This is a genomic window from Aeromicrobium sp. PE09-221 (assembly GCF_002174305.1).
GTDB lineage: Bacteria > Actinomycetota > Actinomycetes > Propionibacteriales > Nocardioidaceae > Aeromicrobium.
The window spans coordinates 119,274-136,172 of sequence record NZ_MIJB01000025.1; the positions used below are offsets into that span (position 1 = coordinate 119,274).

The 16,899-nt window shown below is 67.6% G+C and carries 15 protein-coding genes; 7 read left to right on the forward strand and 8 right to left on the reverse strand.

Translation table 11 applies throughout. The features are described 5' to 3' along the window. Genes BHE97_RS13805 through BHE97_RS13830 form a run of 6 tightly spaced genes read right to left on the reverse strand, consistent with a single transcriptional unit; the run spans position 1 to position 5,628 of the window. The gene (locus BHE97_RS13805; RefSeq protein WP_087624620.1) at positions 1–1,242 is read right to left on the reverse strand and encodes a cysteine desulfurase; all 1,242 of its coding nucleotides are present in this window, start codon (positions 1,240–1,242) and stop codon (positions 1–3) included. After that, positions 1,239–2,003 carry a Fe-S cluster assembly ATPase SufC gene (gene sufC / locus BHE97_RS13810; protein WP_087624621.1) on the reverse strand — a complete coding sequence of 255 codons (765 nt, stop codon included), beginning with the start codon at positions 2,001–2,003 and terminating at the stop codon, positions 1,239–1,241. Before sufC ends, BHE97_RS13805 begins: the two co-directional genes overlap by 4 nt. A gap of 4 nt (positions 2,004–2,007) precedes the next feature. Further along, positions 2,008–2,331 (reverse strand): non-heme iron oxygenase ferredoxin subunit, encoded by a 324-nt coding sequence (locus BHE97_RS13815; protein WP_087624622.1) that lies wholly within the window; start codon positions 2,329–2,331, stop codon positions 2,008–2,010. Between the two features lie 11 nt (positions 2,332–2,342). Further along, positions 2,343–3,509 carry a Fe-S cluster assembly protein SufD gene (gene sufD / locus BHE97_RS13820; protein ID WP_087624623.1) on the reverse strand — a complete coding sequence of 389 codons (1,167 nt, stop codon included), beginning with the start codon at positions 3,507–3,509 and terminating at the stop codon, positions 2,343–2,345. A gap of 2 nt (positions 3,510–3,511) precedes the next feature. Continuing rightward, positions 3,512–4,948 (reverse strand): Fe-S cluster assembly protein SufB, encoded by a 1,437-nt coding sequence (gene sufB / locus BHE97_RS13825; RefSeq protein WP_087624624.1) that lies wholly within the window; start codon positions 4,946–4,948, stop codon positions 3,512–3,514. Beyond that, entirely contained in the window at positions 4,945–5,628 is a 684-nt protein-coding gene (locus BHE97_RS13830; RefSeq protein WP_087624625.1) for a metalloregulator ArsR/SmtB family transcription factor, read from the reverse strand. Before BHE97_RS13830 ends, sufB begins: the two co-directional genes overlap by 4 nt. A 203-nt stretch (positions 5,629–5,831) precedes the next feature. Between BHE97_RS13830 and BHE97_RS13835 the strand changes: the two genes are divergently transcribed. Next, a complete protein-coding gene (locus BHE97_RS13835; protein WP_087624626.1) occupies positions 5,832–6,887 on the forward strand; it encodes a DNA polymerase domain-containing protein in 1,056 nt (351 codons plus the stop codon). A 101-nt stretch (positions 6,888–6,988) separates the two neighbouring features. Here the strand turns inward: BHE97_RS13835 and BHE97_RS13840 are convergent, their stop codons facing one another. After that, entirely contained in the window at positions 6,989–8,095 is a 1,107-nt protein-coding gene (locus BHE97_RS13840; protein ID WP_087624627.1) for an ATP-dependent DNA ligase, read from the reverse strand. 69 nt (positions 8,096–8,164) lie between these two features. Here BHE97_RS13840 and BHE97_RS13845 point away from each other — a divergent pair, with 69 nt between their 5' ends. From BHE97_RS13845 to BHE97_RS13855, 3 genes are read left to right on the forward strand one after another with little or no spacing between them, the layout of a single operon-like run. Next, complete coding sequence (locus BHE97_RS13845) at positions 8,165–9,085, forward strand: ABC transporter ATP-binding protein (RefSeq protein WP_236757693.1); 921 nt, start codon at positions 8,165–8,167, stop codon at positions 9,083–9,085. Then, positions 9,082–9,855 carry an ABC transporter permease gene (locus tag BHE97_RS13850; RefSeq protein ID WP_236757694.1) on the forward strand — a complete coding sequence of 258 codons (774 nt, stop codon included), beginning with the start codon at positions 9,082–9,084 and terminating at the stop codon, positions 9,853–9,855. The genes BHE97_RS13845 and BHE97_RS13850 overlap by 4 nt, the downstream gene beginning before the upstream one ends. Next, a complete protein-coding gene (locus BHE97_RS13855; RefSeq protein ID WP_087624629.1) occupies positions 9,846–10,748 on the forward strand; it encodes a COX15/CtaA family protein in 903 nt (300 codons plus the stop codon). Before BHE97_RS13850 ends, BHE97_RS13855 begins: the two co-directional genes overlap by 10 nt. A gap of 172 nt (positions 10,749–10,920) precedes the next feature. Here the strand turns inward: BHE97_RS13855 and BHE97_RS13860 are convergent, their stop codons facing one another. Beyond that, positions 10,921–11,871 (reverse strand): heme o synthase, encoded by a 951-nt coding sequence (locus BHE97_RS13860; protein WP_087624630.1) that lies wholly within the window; start codon positions 11,869–11,871, stop codon positions 10,921–10,923. Between the two features lie 72 nt (positions 11,872–11,943). Between BHE97_RS13860 and tkt the strand changes: the two genes are divergently transcribed. From tkt to BHE97_RS13875, 3 genes are all read left to right on the forward strand, one after another. Continuing rightward, positions 11,944–14,106 (forward strand): transketolase, encoded by a 2,163-nt coding sequence (gene tkt / locus BHE97_RS13865; RefSeq protein ID WP_087624631.1) that lies wholly within the window; start codon positions 11,944–11,946, stop codon positions 14,104–14,106. A 28-nt stretch (positions 14,107–14,134) separates the two neighbouring features. Next, on the forward strand, positions 14,135–15,223 hold the full coding sequence (gene tal, locus BHE97_RS13870) for a transaldolase (RefSeq protein ID WP_087624632.1): 1,089 nt from the start codon (positions 14,135–14,137) through the stop codon (positions 15,221–15,223). A 70-nt stretch (positions 15,224–15,293) separates the two neighbouring features. Next, positions 15,294–16,877 carry a glucose-6-phosphate isomerase gene (locus BHE97_RS13875; protein ID WP_087624633.1) on the forward strand — a complete coding sequence of 528 codons (1,584 nt, stop codon included), beginning with the start codon at positions 15,294–15,296 and terminating at the stop codon, positions 16,875–16,877. The last annotated feature ends 22 nt before the right edge of the window (positions 16,878–16,899 follow it).

The following is a 16,899-nucleotide window of genomic DNA, read 5'->3' on the forward strand; positions in this document are numbered from 1 at the left end:
TCATCCCACCTTGAAGTACTGCTGGGTGTAGCGGATCGCCTCGGCGAGGGCGTCGATCTCGGCCTCGGTCGTGTAGAGGTAGAAGGAGGCCCGCGTGGTCGACTGCACACCGAAACGCCGGTGCGCCGGCTTGGCGCAGTGATGCCCGGCACGCACGGCGACCCCACGCGAGTCGAGCAGCTGCGCGATGTCGTGCGGATGGACCCCGTCGAGCGTGAAGCTCACCGCTCCCCCACGGTCCACGGCCTCAGAGGGACCCACGACCGTGAGACCGTCGATCTCCTGCAGCCGGCCGAGCGCGTAGGCCGTGATCGCCTGCTCGTGCGCGGCGATATTCTCCATGCCGATGGCCGACAGGTAGTCGATAGCGGCACCGAGACCGGCCGACTGCGCGATCGGCGGCGTACCCGCCTCGAAACGGTGCGGCGGCGCGGCGAAGGTGCTCCGCTCCATCGACACCGTCTCGATCATCTCGCCGCCGCCGAGGAAGGGCGGAAGCGAGGCCAGCAGGTCGTAGCGCCCCCACAGCACGCCGATCCCCGTCGGACCGACCATCTTGTGCCCCGTGAAGGCCACGAAATCGGCGCCCAGCGAGGCGACATCGACCGGGATCTGCGGCACTGCCTGCGAGGCGTCGACCGCGACCAGGGCGCCGACCTGATGTGCGCGGGCGATGACGGTGTCGAGCGGGTTGATGGTGCCCAGCATGTTCGAGACCCAGGTCAGCGAGACGATCTTGGTGCGCTCGGTGACGAGCGACTCGAGATCGTCGAGATCCAACCGTCCTTCGTCCGTCACGCCGAACCAGCGCAGCGTCGCGCCGGTGCGCTCGGCGAGCAGCTGCCAGGGGACGATATTGGAGTGGTGCTCCATCTCGGAGATGACGATCTCGTCACCTTCCCCCACGATGCCGCCGTCGCCGAGGACACGCGCGACGAGATTGAGCGCCTCTGAGGCGTTCTTGGTGAAGATCACTTCATCGCGCGAGGGGGCGCCGATGAACCGCGCCACCTTGTCGCGGCCGCTCTCGAAGGCCTCCGTGGCCTCCGCGCCGAGCTGGTGCATCGCACGTGCCACATTGGCGTTGTGCTCCAGATAGTGCCGCTCGATCGCCTCGACCACCTGGCGCGGCTTCTGCGAGGTATTGGCCGAGTCGAGGTAGACCAGCGGCCGATCGCCCGCGAGGGATCGCGCGAGGACCGGGAAGTCCTTGCGGATCGCCTCGACGTCGTAGGCGCTCACAGCGCTGCTGCCGCCTTGACGTACTTGTCGTAACCCTCGGCCTCGAGCTGCTCGGCGAGCTCCTGCCCACCGGACTCCGCGAGCCGTCCCGCCACGAAGACGTGGACGTAGTCGGGCTTGATGTAGTTGAGGATGCGCGTGTAGTGCGTGATGAGCAGCACGCCGCGATCGCCCTGCGCGGTGTAGCGGTTGACGCCATCGGACACGACCCGCAGCGCGTCGATGTCCAGACCCGAGTCGGTCTCGTCGAGGACGGCGAACTTCGGGTTGAGCAGCTCCAACTGCGCGATCTCGTGGCGCTTCTTCTCACCACCGGAGAAGCCCTCGTTGACGCTGCGCTGCGCGAAGGACGGATCCAGCGTGACCCGCTCGAGGGCGGCGTTCACGTCCTTGACCCAGGTGCGGAGCTTCGGGGCCTCACCGTCGACCGCGGTCTTGGCGGTGCGCAGGAAGTTGGCGACCGAGACGCCGGGGACCTCGACGGGGTACTGCATCGCCAGGAAGAGTCCGGCGCGCGCCCGTTCGTCGACGCTCAGCTCGAGGATGTCCTCACCGTCGAGCAGCACCTCGCCCTCGGTGATCTGGTACTTGGGGTGGCCCGCGATCGAGTACGCGAGTGTGGACTTGCCTGAGCCATTGGGGCCCATGATGGCGTGGACCTCGCCGGAGTTGATGGTCAGATCGACGCCGCGCAGGATCTCCTTCTCACCGTCCTCGGTCTCTACCGAGACGTGAAGGTTCTTGATCTCCAGAGTGGACATGCTCTCAGTTCTCGCTTTCGGTGGGGAGATCGACCCAGACGGTCTCTCCCTCGATCTTGGTGGCGTACACGGGGACGGGTTCGGTGGCGGGCAGGCTCAGGGCCTCGCCGGTGCGCAGATCGAAGCGCGAACCGTGGAGGAAGCACTCGATGGTGCAACCCTCCACGTCGCCGTCCGACAGCGGGATCTCGGCGTGCGAACACCAGTCCTGGATGGCATAGACGTCATCGCCTTGGCGGACCAGTGCGATGTCGACGCCGTCGACCTCGATACCGAGCGCCGCGCCCTCCGGCACGTCGCCCAGCGGAGCGGCCTCTTTGAATGACACGGCGGGACTCCTCAGGACTCCAGGCGGCCGACGACGGTCGCCAGCTCGTCCTCGATCGCCGAGGTGAGGCGCTCCTGCAGGTCCGCGACACCGATCCGGCGGATGATGTCGTTGAAGAAGCCGTGCACGACCAGGCGGCGCGCCTCGGTCTCCTCGATGCCACGGCTCTGCAGGTAGAACAGGTGCTCGTCGTCGAATCGACCGGTGGTCGACGCGTGTCCGGCGCCGGCGATCTCACCGGTCTCGATCTCCAGGTTCGGGACCGAGTCCGCCTTGGCGCCGTCGGTGAGCACGAGATTGTCGTTCTGCTCGAAGGTCTCGATACCTTCAGCCACCTTGCGGATGAGCACATTGCCGATCCAGACCGTGTGCGCGTCCTGGCCCTGCAATGCGCCCTTGTAGACCACATTGCTGCGCGTCTTGGGCGCGGTGTGATCGACGAACTGACGATGCTCGAGATGCTGGCCGGCATCGGCGAAGTACACGCCGAACAGCTCAGCGCTGCCCCCGGTACCCCGGTAGTCGACATTCGTCGACGACCGGACGAGATCTCCGCCCAGGGTGAACTCGAAGAACCGCACCTGGGCGTCGCGACCGACCGAGACACCGTTCTGCACAGCGTGCACGGCATCGTCCTCCCAGTCGGCCAGGCTGATCACCGTGAGCTGTGCGCCATCGCCCACGAGATAGGTGACAGTGCTGCCGTAGGTGGCGCTGCCGATGTGATCGAGCAGCACGGTGGCCTTCGCGAAGGGCGCGAGCTTCACGACCGTGTGACCCCACACGATCTGATCGGCGGCCTCCCCGGACCAGTTCAGACGCACCGGCGCGTCGAGCTCGCCGTCGATATTGAGCAGCATGGCATCGGGGGCGTTCTCGACCGCGAGGGCAGCGAGCCGGTCGAGGGGAGCGATCCCTCCGAGAGCCTTGGCCTCCTCACGCGAGATCGTGCTCAGGCTCGCACCCTCGGGGAGCTCCTCGGCGAGCTTCAGCTTCGCCTCGGAGACCGGCCCGTCGAGCAGACCGCGCAACCGCTTGAGGGGCGTGAAGCGCCAGATCTCCTCCAGGCCGGTGGGCTTGGGATGGGCCTCGACGTCGTACGACGGCTCGGGGTGCAGGTGGGACTCGACGTGTTCGAGCTCCAGAGCGCTCGAGAAGTTGTCCACAGTGGCGGTCATGTTTAGCCGACCGCTCCTTCCATTTGGAGTTCGATGAGGCGGTTGAGCTCGAGGGCGTACTCCATCGGCAGCTCACGGGCGATCGGCTCCACGAAGCCGCGGACGATCATCGCCATCGCCTCGTCCTCTTCCATGCCGCGCGACATGAAGTAGAAGAGTTGGTCCTCGCTCACCTTGGAGACGGTCGCCTCGTGGCCGAGGGTGACGTCGTCCTCGCGGACGTCGACATACGGGTACGTGTCCGAGCGGCTGATCTGATCGACCAGCAGGGCGTCGCACTTGACCGTGCTGGCGGAGTGCTCGGCACCGTCCAACACCTGCAGCAGACCGCGGTAGGAGGTGCGGCCCCCGCCTCGGGCGACGGACTTGGACAGGATCGAGCTCGAGGTGCGCGGGGCTGCGTGCACCATCTTGGCGCCGGTGTCCTGGTACTGACCGACACCCGCGAAGGCGATCGACAGCGTCTCGCCGCGAGCGTGCTCGCCCATGAGGTAGACCGCCGGGTACTTCATGGTCACCTTGGAGCCGATATTGCCGTCGACCCACTCCATGGTCGCGCCCTCCTCACAGGTGGCGCGCTTGGTGACCAGGTTGTACACATTGTTCGACCAGTTCTGGATCGTCGTGTAGCGCACCCGGGCGTTCTTCTTGACGATGATCTCCACGACGGCCGAGTGCAGCGAGTCACTGGAGTAGATCGGCGCGGTGCAGCCCTCGACGTAGTGCACGTACGAGTCCTCGTCGGCGATGATCAGCGTCCGCTCGAACTGCCCCATGTTCTCGGTGTTGATCCGGAAATAGGCCTGCAGCGGGATGTCCACATGGACACCCTTGGGCACGTAGATGAACGAGCCACCGGACCACACCGCCGTGTTGAGCGCGGCGAACTTGTTGTCGCCGGTCGGGATGACGGTGCCGAAGTACTCCTCGAAGATCTCCGGGTGCTCCTTCAGGGCCGTGTCGGTGTCCAGGAACAGCACGCCCTGGGCCTCGAGGTCCTCACGGATCGAGTGGTAGACGACCTCCGACTCGTACTGCGCGGCGACACCGGCCACGAGGCGCTGCTTCTCCGCCTCGGGGATGCCGAGCCTGTCGTAGGTGTTCTTGATGTCCTCGGGCAGGTCCTCCCAGCTCTGCGCCTGCTTCTCCGAGGAGCGCACGAAGTACTTGATGTTGTCGAAATCGATGCCCGTGAGGTCAGCGCCCCAGGTGGGCATGGGCTTGCGCTCGAAGAGCTTCAGACCCTTGAGCCGCCGTTGGAGCATCCAGTCGGGCTCGTCCTTCTTGCCCGAGATGTCCCGGACGATGGCCTCGTTGAGGCCGCGTTGCGCGGTGGCACCGGCCACATCGGGATCGGCCCAGCCGAACTCATAGTTGCCGACCTCCTTCAGACCGGGGTTCAGCTCCTCGATCTGATTGGTCTCGTGCGTCGTGGTCATGACGACACCCTCTCTGATGTGGGGGCTTTCGGAAGATGGGTGGTGCAGACACCGTCGCCGTGCGCGATGGTGGCGAGTCGCTGGACGTGCGTGCCCAGGAGCTCGGCGAAGAGCTCGGTCTCCGCATCGCACAGCTGAGGGAACTCCCCCGCGACGTGCGCGACCGGGCAATGGTGCTGGCACATCTGTTCGCCGGCTGGCGAACTGCTGACGGAGGCGGCGAAGCCGTCCTCGGTCAGAGCATGGGCGAGGAGCTGCGCACGCTCCTCGATGGTGTCGACCGAGACGAGCAGCCCGCGGTAGCGCTCCTCGAGTCCGGCCAAGCGGAACCGGGCGAAGGCCTTGACGGCGTCATCTCCGCCGGTGGCGTGCAGATACCGCAGCGCGTCAGCTGCGAGATCGTCATAGGCCTGCGTGAACTGATCTCGTCCGGCGTCGGTAAGCACGAAGACCCGCGCCGGCCGGCCGCGCCGGCGCTGGCCGACGATCCGTTCCTCGCGGGCGGCGATGAGGCCTTGTTCGAGGAGAGCGTCGAGGTGACGACGGACCGCGGCGGGCGTGAGATCCAGGTGCTCGGCGAGGCTCGCGGCGGTCGACGCTCCGTGCGCCAGGAGGGACTCGGCCACACGCAGACGCGTCGGTGCGTCGTCAGTCGACGACGTCGCCTCGAGTGCCTGCATGTTTTTCACAACACCAGTGTGCCGTTATTCATTCCGGCCATTCAACGAAGGATCGCCTTACCCAGCCCGTAACGTTCTGCCGGCGACCATGTACCGGCCCCGGCGGCGCTTCATCGGGCTGGCTCGTCCACCGCGGTATCGAGAGCCCCTCGTCACTGCCGGCGATATCGCCCGGCAGCGCGACCGCGGCGCTATCGTGAGGCATGGCCAGTCCCGCCGCACACATCGACGCCGGTGGACGCGAAGTGCGCGTCTCCAGCCCCGATCGGATCATCTTCGAAGCGACCGATCTCACACCCGATATCACCAAGCTCGAGGTCGTCGAGTACTTCGTCAAGGTCGGTGACGGGCTCATGCGCGCACTCTGTGAGCGGCCCACGACCCTCGAGCGCTGGCCCAAGGGGGTCCGGGAGGACATGGACCTGTCGACGCGCCAGGACAACCATGGCGACGCCTTCTATCAGAAACGTGTGCCCAAGGGCGCACCCGACTACGTCGAGACGGTGCGGATCAACTTCCCCTCCGGACGCCGCGCCGACGAGATCTGCCCCACCGAGATCGCCGTCGCGGCATGGGCGGCCCACATGGGCACGATCACCTTCCATCCCTGGCCGGTGCGCCGCGCGGATGTCGACCGGCCCGATGAGCTGCGCATCGACCTCGACCCGCAGCCCGGCACGGACTTCCACGACGCCCAGCGTGTCGCTCGCAGCGCCAAGGATCTGCTGGAGGAGATCGGGATCCGCGGCTTCGCGAAGACCAGCGGCAATCGAGGGGTGCACGTCTTCGTGCGCATCGAGCCGCGCTGGACGTTCACCGATGTCCGCCACGCGGCACTCGCCTTCGGTCGCGAGCTGTCCCGACGGGATGACCGGGTCACCACCGCCTGGTGGAAGGAGGAGCGAGGCGAGCGCATCTTCGTCGACTTCAACCAGAACGCTCGCGATCGCACCATCGCGAGCGCCTACAGCCTGAGGCCGAAGCCCGGCGCGCCGGTCTCCACTCCCCTCACCTGGGACGAGCTCTTCGATCTCGACGATCCTCGCACTCTCAACCTCACCTCCGTTCCCGGACTGCTGGAGCGCCGTCCCGACGCCTGGTCATCGATCGACGATGAGGCCTTCGGCCTGGAGACGCTGCTCGAGTGGTACGCCCGCGATGAGGAGAACGGCGAGGGCGAGATGCCCTACCCCCCGGACTATCCCAAGATGCCCGGGGAGCCGCGTCGGGTGCAGCCCTCCAAGGCCCGTCACGATTGAGCCTTTTCAAAGTCAGCGCTCCCAGACGGAGGATGTGATTGCACGGTTGCCCCGGCAACCGCCGGATCACATCCTCCGTGCTTCACCCGCCGGGAACGAGGTCAGTGCGCCCCGAGCACCTCGTTGAGGTCATAGCGCGCGACCTCCTCGAGCTGCTCATAGGTGCAGGACTGCGGCTCCCGGTCCTCGCGCCAGCGCTTGAACCGTGCCGTATGCCGGAATCTCGCGCCGTCGCCCTCACCCTCCATGTGCTCGTACCCCACCTCGGCGACGCGCTCGGGGCGCAGTGGCACGAAGGAGAGGTCCTTCGTACCCGTCCATCGGCTCTGTCCGCCCGGGAGCCGTCCGGACGCCTGAGCCTCCTCGTCCTGCCAAGCGGCCCAAGGATGCTCGTCATCCGCCGCGGCGACGAGCGGTGCGAGCTCCTCGATGAGCTCGGCGCGGCGCTGCTCGGTGAAGGATGCCGCGACACCCACGTGCTGGAGCCGGCCATCCGCCGCGTACAACCCAAGAAGCAGCGACCCCAGCAACGGGCGCGCGGGGGTCGAGGTCTTGTGCAACCGGTAGCCGGCGACGACCACGTCGGCGGTACGCGCGTGCTTGACCTTCAGCATCACGCGCCCGTTCGACACATAGGACGAGGCGAGCGGCTTGGCGACGACCCCGTCGAGACCCGCGCCCTCGAAGACCTCGAACCACTCGGTGGCTGTGGTCGTATCGCCGGTGACGCGGGTGACGCTCACCTGTCCGTCCAGACCGTCCAGCTCGGCCACCAGCAGCTCACGGCGCGTCGAGAAGGGTTCCTCGGTGACATCGTCATCGCCGATAGCCAGCAGATCGAAGACGACCAGACGCGCCGGCCACTGCTCGGCCAACAGCGTCACCCGCGATGCGGCTGGGTGGATGCGCTGGCTGAGCAGGTCGAAGTCCAGGCGATCACCGTTCACCACCACGATCTCGCCGTCGACCACACAACGCTCGGGCAACGACTCCTTCACCGCCTCGACGAGCTCCGGGAAGTAGCGGGTCAACGGCTTCGTGGAGCGGCTGGCGATCTCCACCTCGTCACCGTCACGGAAGACGATCGCACGGAAACCGTCCCACTTCGGCTCGTAGACCAGACCACCCTCGATCGCATCGGCCTCGGGCACGCCCGTGACCGACTTGGCGAGCATCGGACGGATCGGCGGCATGACGGGAAGGTCCATGGTCGCAAGGTAACCCACAGGGACGGATCCCGTGCGAATTCGCCACAGCGCGCAACCTAGACTGGACGGGTGCCACAGCCCGCCGTCGATGTCAGTGACCTGGTCATGCGCTACGGCGAGGTCACCGCCGTGGACGGGCTCTCCCTCCGTGTCGAGACCGGCACGATCACCGCCATCCTCGGACCCAATGGCGCCGGCAAGACCACCACTATCGAGACCTGCGAGGGTTTCCGCCGCCCCCAGCAGGGAACGGTGCGCGTCCTGGGGCTCGACCCCGTCAGAGATGCCGCGGAGCTACGGCCGCGCGTGGGGGTGATGCTGCAGTCCGGGGGTGCCTGGCTCGGTGTCCGCGCCGAGGAGATGCTGCGGCACATGGCGTCCCTCCACGCACATCCCCTGGACATCGATGCGCTCATCGAGAGGCTGGGTATCGGGTCCTTCGTCCGCACCGCCTATCGCCGTCTGTCTGGCGGCGAGAAGCAGCGGCTCAGTCTCGCGATGGCGATGATCGGCCGCCCTGAGCTGCTCTTCCTCGACGAGCCGAGCGCGGGACTCGATCCGCAGTCCCGGCGCGCCACCTGGGAGCTGCTCGTCGAGCTGCGCAACCACGGCGTGACCACCGTGCTCACGACACACTTCATGGATGAGGCCGAGGAACTCAGCGACGCCGTCTACATCGTCGACTCCGGCCGGGTCATCGCCGCAGGCACGCCACGCGAGCTCACAGGTGCCGATGCCCGCAACACACTGCACATCGTGGCGCCAGCCGGGCTCGACATCCACGCACTCGCCGGGTGCCTGCCCCCGGCGTCCACCGCCGACGAGCCCGTACCGGGTCAGTACGTCGTCACCGGCGATATCTCACCCGCCCTCGTAGCCCGGGTCACGGCATGGTTCGGCGAGCACGATGTCCTGGTCGAGTCCGTCCTCGTGGAGCGGCGCTCGCTGGAGGACCGTTTCCTCGACCTCACCGGAAAGGCCCTACGGTGACCCTCGACCTGTCCCCCGCGCCCGGCGCCGCCCCGCGCGTCTCGATGCTGTGCGCGCAGACTCTCATGGAGCTGCGATTGCTCGCTCGCAACGGCGAGCAGCTGCTTCTGACCATCGTCATCCCCCTGATCCTCTTGATCGCCGGCACGCAGTCAAGTCGCATCGTCGACCTCGGTCCGGGACGCCCGATCGACATCATCGCCCCCGGTGTGCTCGCCCTCGCGGTGCTCTCCACCTCGTTCACCTCGCTGGCGATCGCGACGGGTTTCGAACGCCGTTACGGCGTATTGAAGCGGCTCGGCGCCTCACCGCTGCCCCGCTGGGGCCTCATGGTGGGCAAGGTCGGCGCCGTGGTGATCGTGGAGATCGTCCAGCTCGCCCTCCTCAGCGCGGTCGCCCTGCTGCTCGGATGGGAGCCTGTCTCCGGGTTCACGCCCTGGCTCTGGGCGATCCTCCTCGTCGTGCTCGGCACTGCCGCCTTCGGGGCACTGGCGCTGCTGATCGCAGGTACGCTCCGCGCCGAGGCCACGCTCGCCGTCGCCAACCTCGTCTACGTGGTGCTGCTCGTCGGTGGGGCGCTGCTGGTACCGCTCGATCGCTACCCGGATGTCGCGCAGAGCGTTCTGGTGCTGCTCCCCTCAGGAGCCCTCGGTGAGGGGTTGCGCGAAACCTTCACTGTCGGGACCCCTCCGCTCCTCGCCATCGCTGTTCTCGCCGGCTGGACCGCTGTCGCCGGCTTCGCCACCGCCAGGAGCTTCTCATGGGAGTGAAGGACCTCGTCCGCACCTCGGATATCCGGCAGCCGACCGTCCTCGGGTGGGCGTGGGCCTCCCTCGTCGCCAATATCGGCATCATCCTCACGGGCGGTCTGGTGCGACTGACCGGGTCAGGTCTCGGGTGCCCCACCTGGCCGCGCTGCACCGAGGAGTCCTTCGTCCCCCACTCGTCACTGGGATGGCACGGAGCCATCGAGTTCGGCAACCGTCTGCTGACCTATGTCCTCATCGCGATCGCGATCGGCACCTTCTTCGCCGTATGGCGCTGGGCCGGAGCGACCAGCACCATGAAACAGCTCACCGTGCTGATCGGCATCGGCATCCCGTTCCAGGGCGTCATCGGCGGCATCACGGTCCTCACCCAGCTGAATCCCTGGGTGGTCGCGCTGCATCTGCTGCTTTCCATGGGACTCGTCGTCGCCGCGACCGTCCTGCTCGTGCTCGTGCGGGGCGAGGACGGTTCGAGGGTCGATGACCTCACGCGACGGCTCGTGCTGTTCGCCTACGGTCTGCTGCTGATCGCGATCTACCTCGGCACCATCGTCACCGGCAGCGGCCCTCACGCCGGCGATGCCGATGCCCCGCGCAACGGCCTCGACCCGCTGTTCTGGACCCGCGTCCACGCCATGTCGGTATGGGCACTCGTGGCTGTGACACTCGTGGTGGTCTGGCGATTGCGCGGACACCGCGTCCAGCGTGCCGCATGGATCGTCCTGGCGGCGGAGCTCCTGCAGGGTGCGATCGGATATGTCCAGCACTTCACCGGACTCCCGATCGGGCTGGTGGCCGTACATCTGGTGGGCGCCGCGATCCTGCTCGCGGCCACGACCCATCTCGTCCTACAGGTGGCTCCTCTCCGGCGCGATCGCGAACCCGTCGACGCCTGATCGCTTCCTCACCAGGGCGGTGAGCCATCAACCAGGCGGCGGCGCGGGGTGGGTTGCCTGGCCACCGCCCCACCCCCACCCGCAGCTGAGGGGTGCGTCACTACGTACCGGAACGGCTCGACTACGGGATGACGCCACCGCCCGGGGCACGGTGGAAGAGCAGCTGCGAAGATCAGCCGATGAAGGGATCGACCGCGGCGGCGACGAAGAGCAGCGCCAGGTAGGCATTCGAGAAGTGGAAGAGCCGCATCGGCTTAATGACCGACAGCTGTTCCGTCTCGCGCGCGCGTGCGCGCAGATCATAGGCCTCGATGAGGAAGACGATGCCCAGCGTGATCGCGGCCGCCGGATAGAACCATCCGGTGTCGGCCACCGGCCAGACAGCCAGCGAGGTGACCACGGTCGCCCACGTGTACCAGACGATCTGACGTCCGACCTCCGCAGCCGGGGCGATCGACGGCAGCATCGGCACGCCAGCGGCCGCGTAGTCCTCGCGGTAGCGCAGGCCGAGAGCCCAGAAGTGCGGCGGGGTCCAGAAGAACACGATGAGGAAGAGCAGGAATGGTGCCCAGGCGAGCTCATTGGTGACGGCCGTCCAACCGATCAGCGGCGGGAAGCACCCCGCCGCGCCACCCCACACGATGTTCTGCGAGGTGCGCCGCTTGAGGATCATCGTGTAGCCGACGACATAGAACACATTGGCAGCGAGCGCCAGTCCCGCGGAGAGCCAATTGACCAGGAAGCCGAGCCACACCGTGGCGATCACGCCCAGGACGAGGCCGAAGACGAGCGCATTGCGCGTGCCCACCTGATGACGCGGCAGCGGACGACGCGAGGTGCGGCGCATCTTGGTGTCGATATCGGCATCGACCACGCAGTTGAGCGCATTGGCGCTGCCGGCCGCGAGCGCACCGCCCACGAAGGTCGAAAGGATGAGGGTGAACGACGGCACACCACGCTCGGCCAGGAACATGACCGGGACGGTGGTGAGCAACAGCAGTTCGATGATGCGCGGCTTGGTGAGCGCTACATACGCCTTGACGACATCGGCCGCGGAGGACCCGTGATCCTGCCGAGTGGACGACGAACCGTTGACGGGAGCCTCGTGGTCGACGGAAGTCACCTGAGCAGTCTAACTCGTACGCAGTAGGCTCGGAGTGACCGGCTTCTGACACACGATCTGGGAGTAACGCCCGTGAGCACTGCACCGTCCGCGCTGGACTGGAACGACCTCGACCGCAAGGCGGTCGACACCGCTCGTCTCCTCGCTGCCGACGCCGTCCAGAAGGCCGGCCACGGTCACCCCGGAACCGCGATGAGCCTGGCGCCCGCCGCCTATCTGCTCTACCAGAAGCTCATGCGCCACAACCCCGCCGATCCGCACTGGACCGGTCGCGATCGCTTCGTCCTGTCGTGCGGTCACTCGAGCCTCACGCAGTACGTCCAGCTGTACCTCGCGGGCTACCCGATGGAGCTGAACGATCTCAAGAGCCTGCGCACCTGGGGCAGCCAGACGCCCGGCCACCCCGAGTACGGTCACACGCCGGGTGTCGAGGTCACCACCGGCCCCCTCGGCCAGGGCATCGCCAATGCCGTGGGCATGGCGATGGCGGCACGCCGTGAGCGCGGTCTTCTCGATCCCGATGCTGCCCCCGGTGAGAGCGTCTTCGATCACTCGGTCTATGTGATCGCCTCCGATGGCGACGTCCAGGAGGGCGTGTCGGCCGAGGCCTCTTCGCTGGCGGGGCACCAGCAGCTCGGCAACCTCACCCTTCTTTATGACGACAACAAGATCTCGATCGAGGACAACACCGATGTCGCCTTCACCGAGGACGTCGCCGCGCGCTACGAGGCCTACGGCTGGCATGTCCAGACCGTCGACTGGACCCACGGTGGCACCGAGTACCGTGAGGACCTCGGCGCCCTCTGGGACGCCTACCAGCAGGCCGCGCAGGTCACCGAGAAGCCGAGCCTGATCGTCCTGCGCACCATCATCGCGTGGCCGGCCCCCAACGCACAGAACACCGGCGCCGCCCACGGCTCCGCTCTGGGTGACGACGAGATCCGTGCGACCAAGGAGGTGCTGGGATTCGACCCCGAGGCCACCTTCGCTGTGTCCGACGACGTCATCGAGCACACCCGTCAGGCACGCGTGCGCGGCGAGCAGGCGCAGACCGACTGGCAGGACCGTTTCGACGCCTGGGCACAGGCCGATCCCGATCGCTATACGCTCTTCCAGCGCCTGTCCGCTCGCGAACTGCCCTCGGGCTGGGATGACGACCTGCCCGTCTACGAGGCCGACGAGAAGGGCATCGCGACCCGGGTGGCCTCCGGCGAGTTCCTGACTGCCGCGGCCCCCAACCTCCCCGAGCTCTGGGGCGGCTCGGCCGATCTGGCCGGCTCCAACAACACGACTCCCAAGGGAGAGCCTTCGTTCATCCCGCCCCAGCGATCGACCGAGAAGTTCTCCGGCGACTGGTACGGACGGGTCCTGCACTTCGGCATCCGCGAGCACGCCATGGGAGCGATCCTCAACGGCATCACCCTCGAGGGACTGACGCGTCCCTATGGCGGCACGTTCCTCGTCTTCAGCGACTACATGCGTCCCGCGGTGCGGCTCGCCGCACTGCAGGAGCTTCCGACGACCTTCGTGTGGACCCACGATTCGATCGGCCTCGGCGAGGACGGTCCGACCCACCAGCCGGTCGAGCATCTGGCCGCGTTGCGCGCGATCCCCGGCCTCGATGTCGTCCGGCCGGGCGACGCCAATGAGACGATCGTCGCTTGGCGCACCATCATGGAGCGGCACCATCGTCCGGCCGGTCTGGTGTTGAGCCGCCAGAATGTACCGACCTTCCCCCGCGGCGTGGACGGTTACGGCGAGGCCGCGCTCACCGCGAAGGGCGCCTACATCCTGCTCGACACCGAAGGCACCCCCGATGTCGTCCTGGTCGCCACCGGCTCGGAGGTCCAGATCGCCGTCGCGGCTCGTGAGCAGCTCGCCGCCGAGGGCATCGCGGCCCGCGTCGTCTCCATGCCGTGCCGTGAGTGGTTCGAGGAGCAGAGCAGCGAGTACCGCGACTCCGTCATCCCGCCCTCGGTCCGCGCACGCGTGTCGATCGAGGCCGGCGTGGCGCTCGGCTGGCGCGATGTCGTCGGCGACGCCGGTCGCATCGTGAGCTTGGAGCACTTCGGCGCCTCGGCCCCCTTCGGGACCCTGTACGAGAAGTTCGGGCTCACGGGCGAGGCCGCCGCCGCGGCGGCCAAGGAGTCAATCCAGGCGGCCGCGACCCCCGACGCGGGTGTCCCCTTCGCTGCCCGCCCCACCGGCCCGGTGCTCCCGGACACCACCCACTGACTCTCCTGACCCACCGAAGGAGCCCACCATGACCGATCCTCTGGCAGCCCTGAGCGAGGCCGGCGTCTCCGTCTGGCTCGACGATCTCTCCCGCGAGCGCATCGAGAGCGGCAATCTCGCCGAGCTCGTCGAGCAGCGCCATGTCGTCGGCGTCACCACCAATCCGACGATCTTCGCGGCCGCCTTCGCCGAGAGCGAGCGCTACACCGAGCAGATGCGTGAGCTCAAGGCCGCCGGTGTCGACCTCGAGACCGCGGTCTTCGAGTTGATGTGCACCGATGTGCAGCGTGCCTGCGACATCCTGCGCCCGGTCTACGACCGGACCGACGGCCTCGACGGGCGCGTCTCGATCGAGGTCGATCCAGGACTGGCTCGCGACACCGACGGCACGGTCGAGCTGGCCGCGCGGCTCTGGCAGCGCGTCGACCGCCCGAACCTGTTCATCAAGATCCCGGCCACCCGCGAGGGCCTGCCGGCCATCGCCGCGACGATCGCCGAGGGCATCAGCGTCAACGTGACGCTGATCTTCTCCCTCGAGCGCTACCGCGATGTCATGGATGCCTATCTCTATGGCCTCGAGCAGGCCGCGGCCGAGGGGCGCGACCTCTCGGCGATCGAGTCGGTGGCCTCCTTCTTCGTGAGCCGTGTGGACTCCGAGATCGACCCTCGCCTGCCCGAGGACAGCCCGCTACGCGGCAAGGCCGCGATCGCGAACGCCCGCTTGGCCTACGAGGCCTGCGAGCAGGTCTTCTCCTCCGAGCGCGCGCAGGCACTGCTCTCTCAGGGCGGCAAGCTCCAGCGACCGCTGTGGGCCTCGACGGGCGTGAAGGATCCGAACTACTCTGACACGCTCTACGTGCGCGAACTCATCGTCGCCGATAGTGTCAACACCATGCCGGAGAAGACGCTACTGGCCTTCGCCGATCACGGCGAGGTGCCCGGGGACACGGTGACGGGCCGCTATGACGAAGCTCGCGATGTGCTGGCCCAGCTCGAGGGCCTCGGGATCTCTTACGACGAGGTGGTAGCGAAACTCGAGGACGAGGGCCTCGAGAAGTTCGACGCCTCCTGGGCCGAGCTGCTCGACACAGTCCGCGAGGAGCTGGACAAGGCATGAGCGAGCGCACGATGAGTACCACCTCATACCGCCACCGTCCTATCGTGGCGCCCTTTCAGGCGGTGGCCCCATGAGCGAGGGCGGTGACATCGCTCTGTCGGTCTCCGTCGGCGATCAGACCGGCTTCGACACGGCGCTGCAGGAGTCGATCGCCGCGGCGGTCGCGTCCGGCATCTTCGCCGAGGACGGCTCGCTGTGGGGTGAGGATGCCCGAGACGAAGCGAGCAAGCGGCTCGGCTGGACCGACGCCGTGGAGAGGTCGCGGCCGCTGGTCGCCGAGATCGAGTCATTGCGCGAGGAACTGCGCCTGCGCGGCGTCGATCGGATCGTGCTGTGCGGCATGGGTGGCTCGTCGCTGGCCCCGGAGGTCATCTGCGCCGCTCACGGCGTCGACTTGGTGGTCCTTGACTCCTCGCATCCGTCGATGGTCCGGTCGGCCCTCACCGATCTGGATCGAACGGCCGTCGTGGTGTCCAGCAAGTCCGGCGGGACGGTCGAGACCGACAGCCAGCGACGGATCTTCGAGCAGGCCTTCCGCGACGCCTCGATCGATCCCGCCTCGCGCGTCATCGTCGTCACCGACCCCGGTTCGCCGCTCGAGGAACTCGCGATCGACAACGGCTACCGCGTCTTCCGGGCGGATCCGACGGTCGGGGGACGCTATTCGGCCTTGACGGCCTTCGGCCTCGTACCGAGCGGATTGGCCGGCGTGCCCATCGGTTCTCTGCTGGATGAGGCGGCCGCGGTCCGCGATCGACTGGCCGCCGATACCCCGGGCAATCCTGCTCTCCGCCTAGGAGTCCTGCTGGGGGTGGCCGCGCGCGAACGGGCTGACAAGCTCGTGCTCGCCGATGTCTACGGAGAGGGCTTCGGCGAATGGGCCGAGCAGCTCGTCGCCGAGTCGACGGGCAAGGACGGTACCGGGATCCTCCCGGTCGTCGTCGCCGCTCCCTCCTCACCGAACTTCACGCCGCACACCGGCGACAGCGTGCTGGTCGTCTCCGGTGAGGCCGAACGCCCGGACGCGCCGTGGTCGGCGTCGATCGAAGGCCCGCTCGGCGCGAGGTTCCTGCTGTGGGAGACAGCGATCGTCGTGGCTGGCCGGATCCTCGGCATCGACCCCTTCAATCAGCCCGATGTCGAATCCGCCAAACAGGCGGCCCGCGACCGTCTCGGGGGCGGTACGCAGGCGCCCTCGCCCGTTGTCAGCGAGGACGGCATCGATGTCTTCGGCACCTCGGCCTCGTCGCTGAGCGCCGCCGTGGACGAGTTGTTCGCCCAGCTCACGTCCGAGGGCTATCTGGCCGTACAGGCCTACCTGGACCGGTGGGAGCACGCCGACTTCGCCCAGGTGCGCGATCACCTCGCCGAACACCTCGGCCGGCCCGTGACCTTCGGCTGGGGGCCGCGCTTCCTGCACTCCACCGGCCAGTATCACAAGGGCGGAGCGCCGGTAGGGGTCTTCCTGCAGATCACCGACGAGCCCGCCGAGGACCTGCCGATCCCAGGCCGCGACTTCACCCTGGGGCAGTTCATCGCCTCACAGGCCGAAGGAGACGCCTCCGTGCTGCGGGACCACGACCGGCCGGTGCTGCGTCTTCACCTCCGCGACGCTGAGGCAGGACTCGAACGACTCAGGAGCCTCCTGGCATGACCGCGGGCAGAGCCGAGAAGCG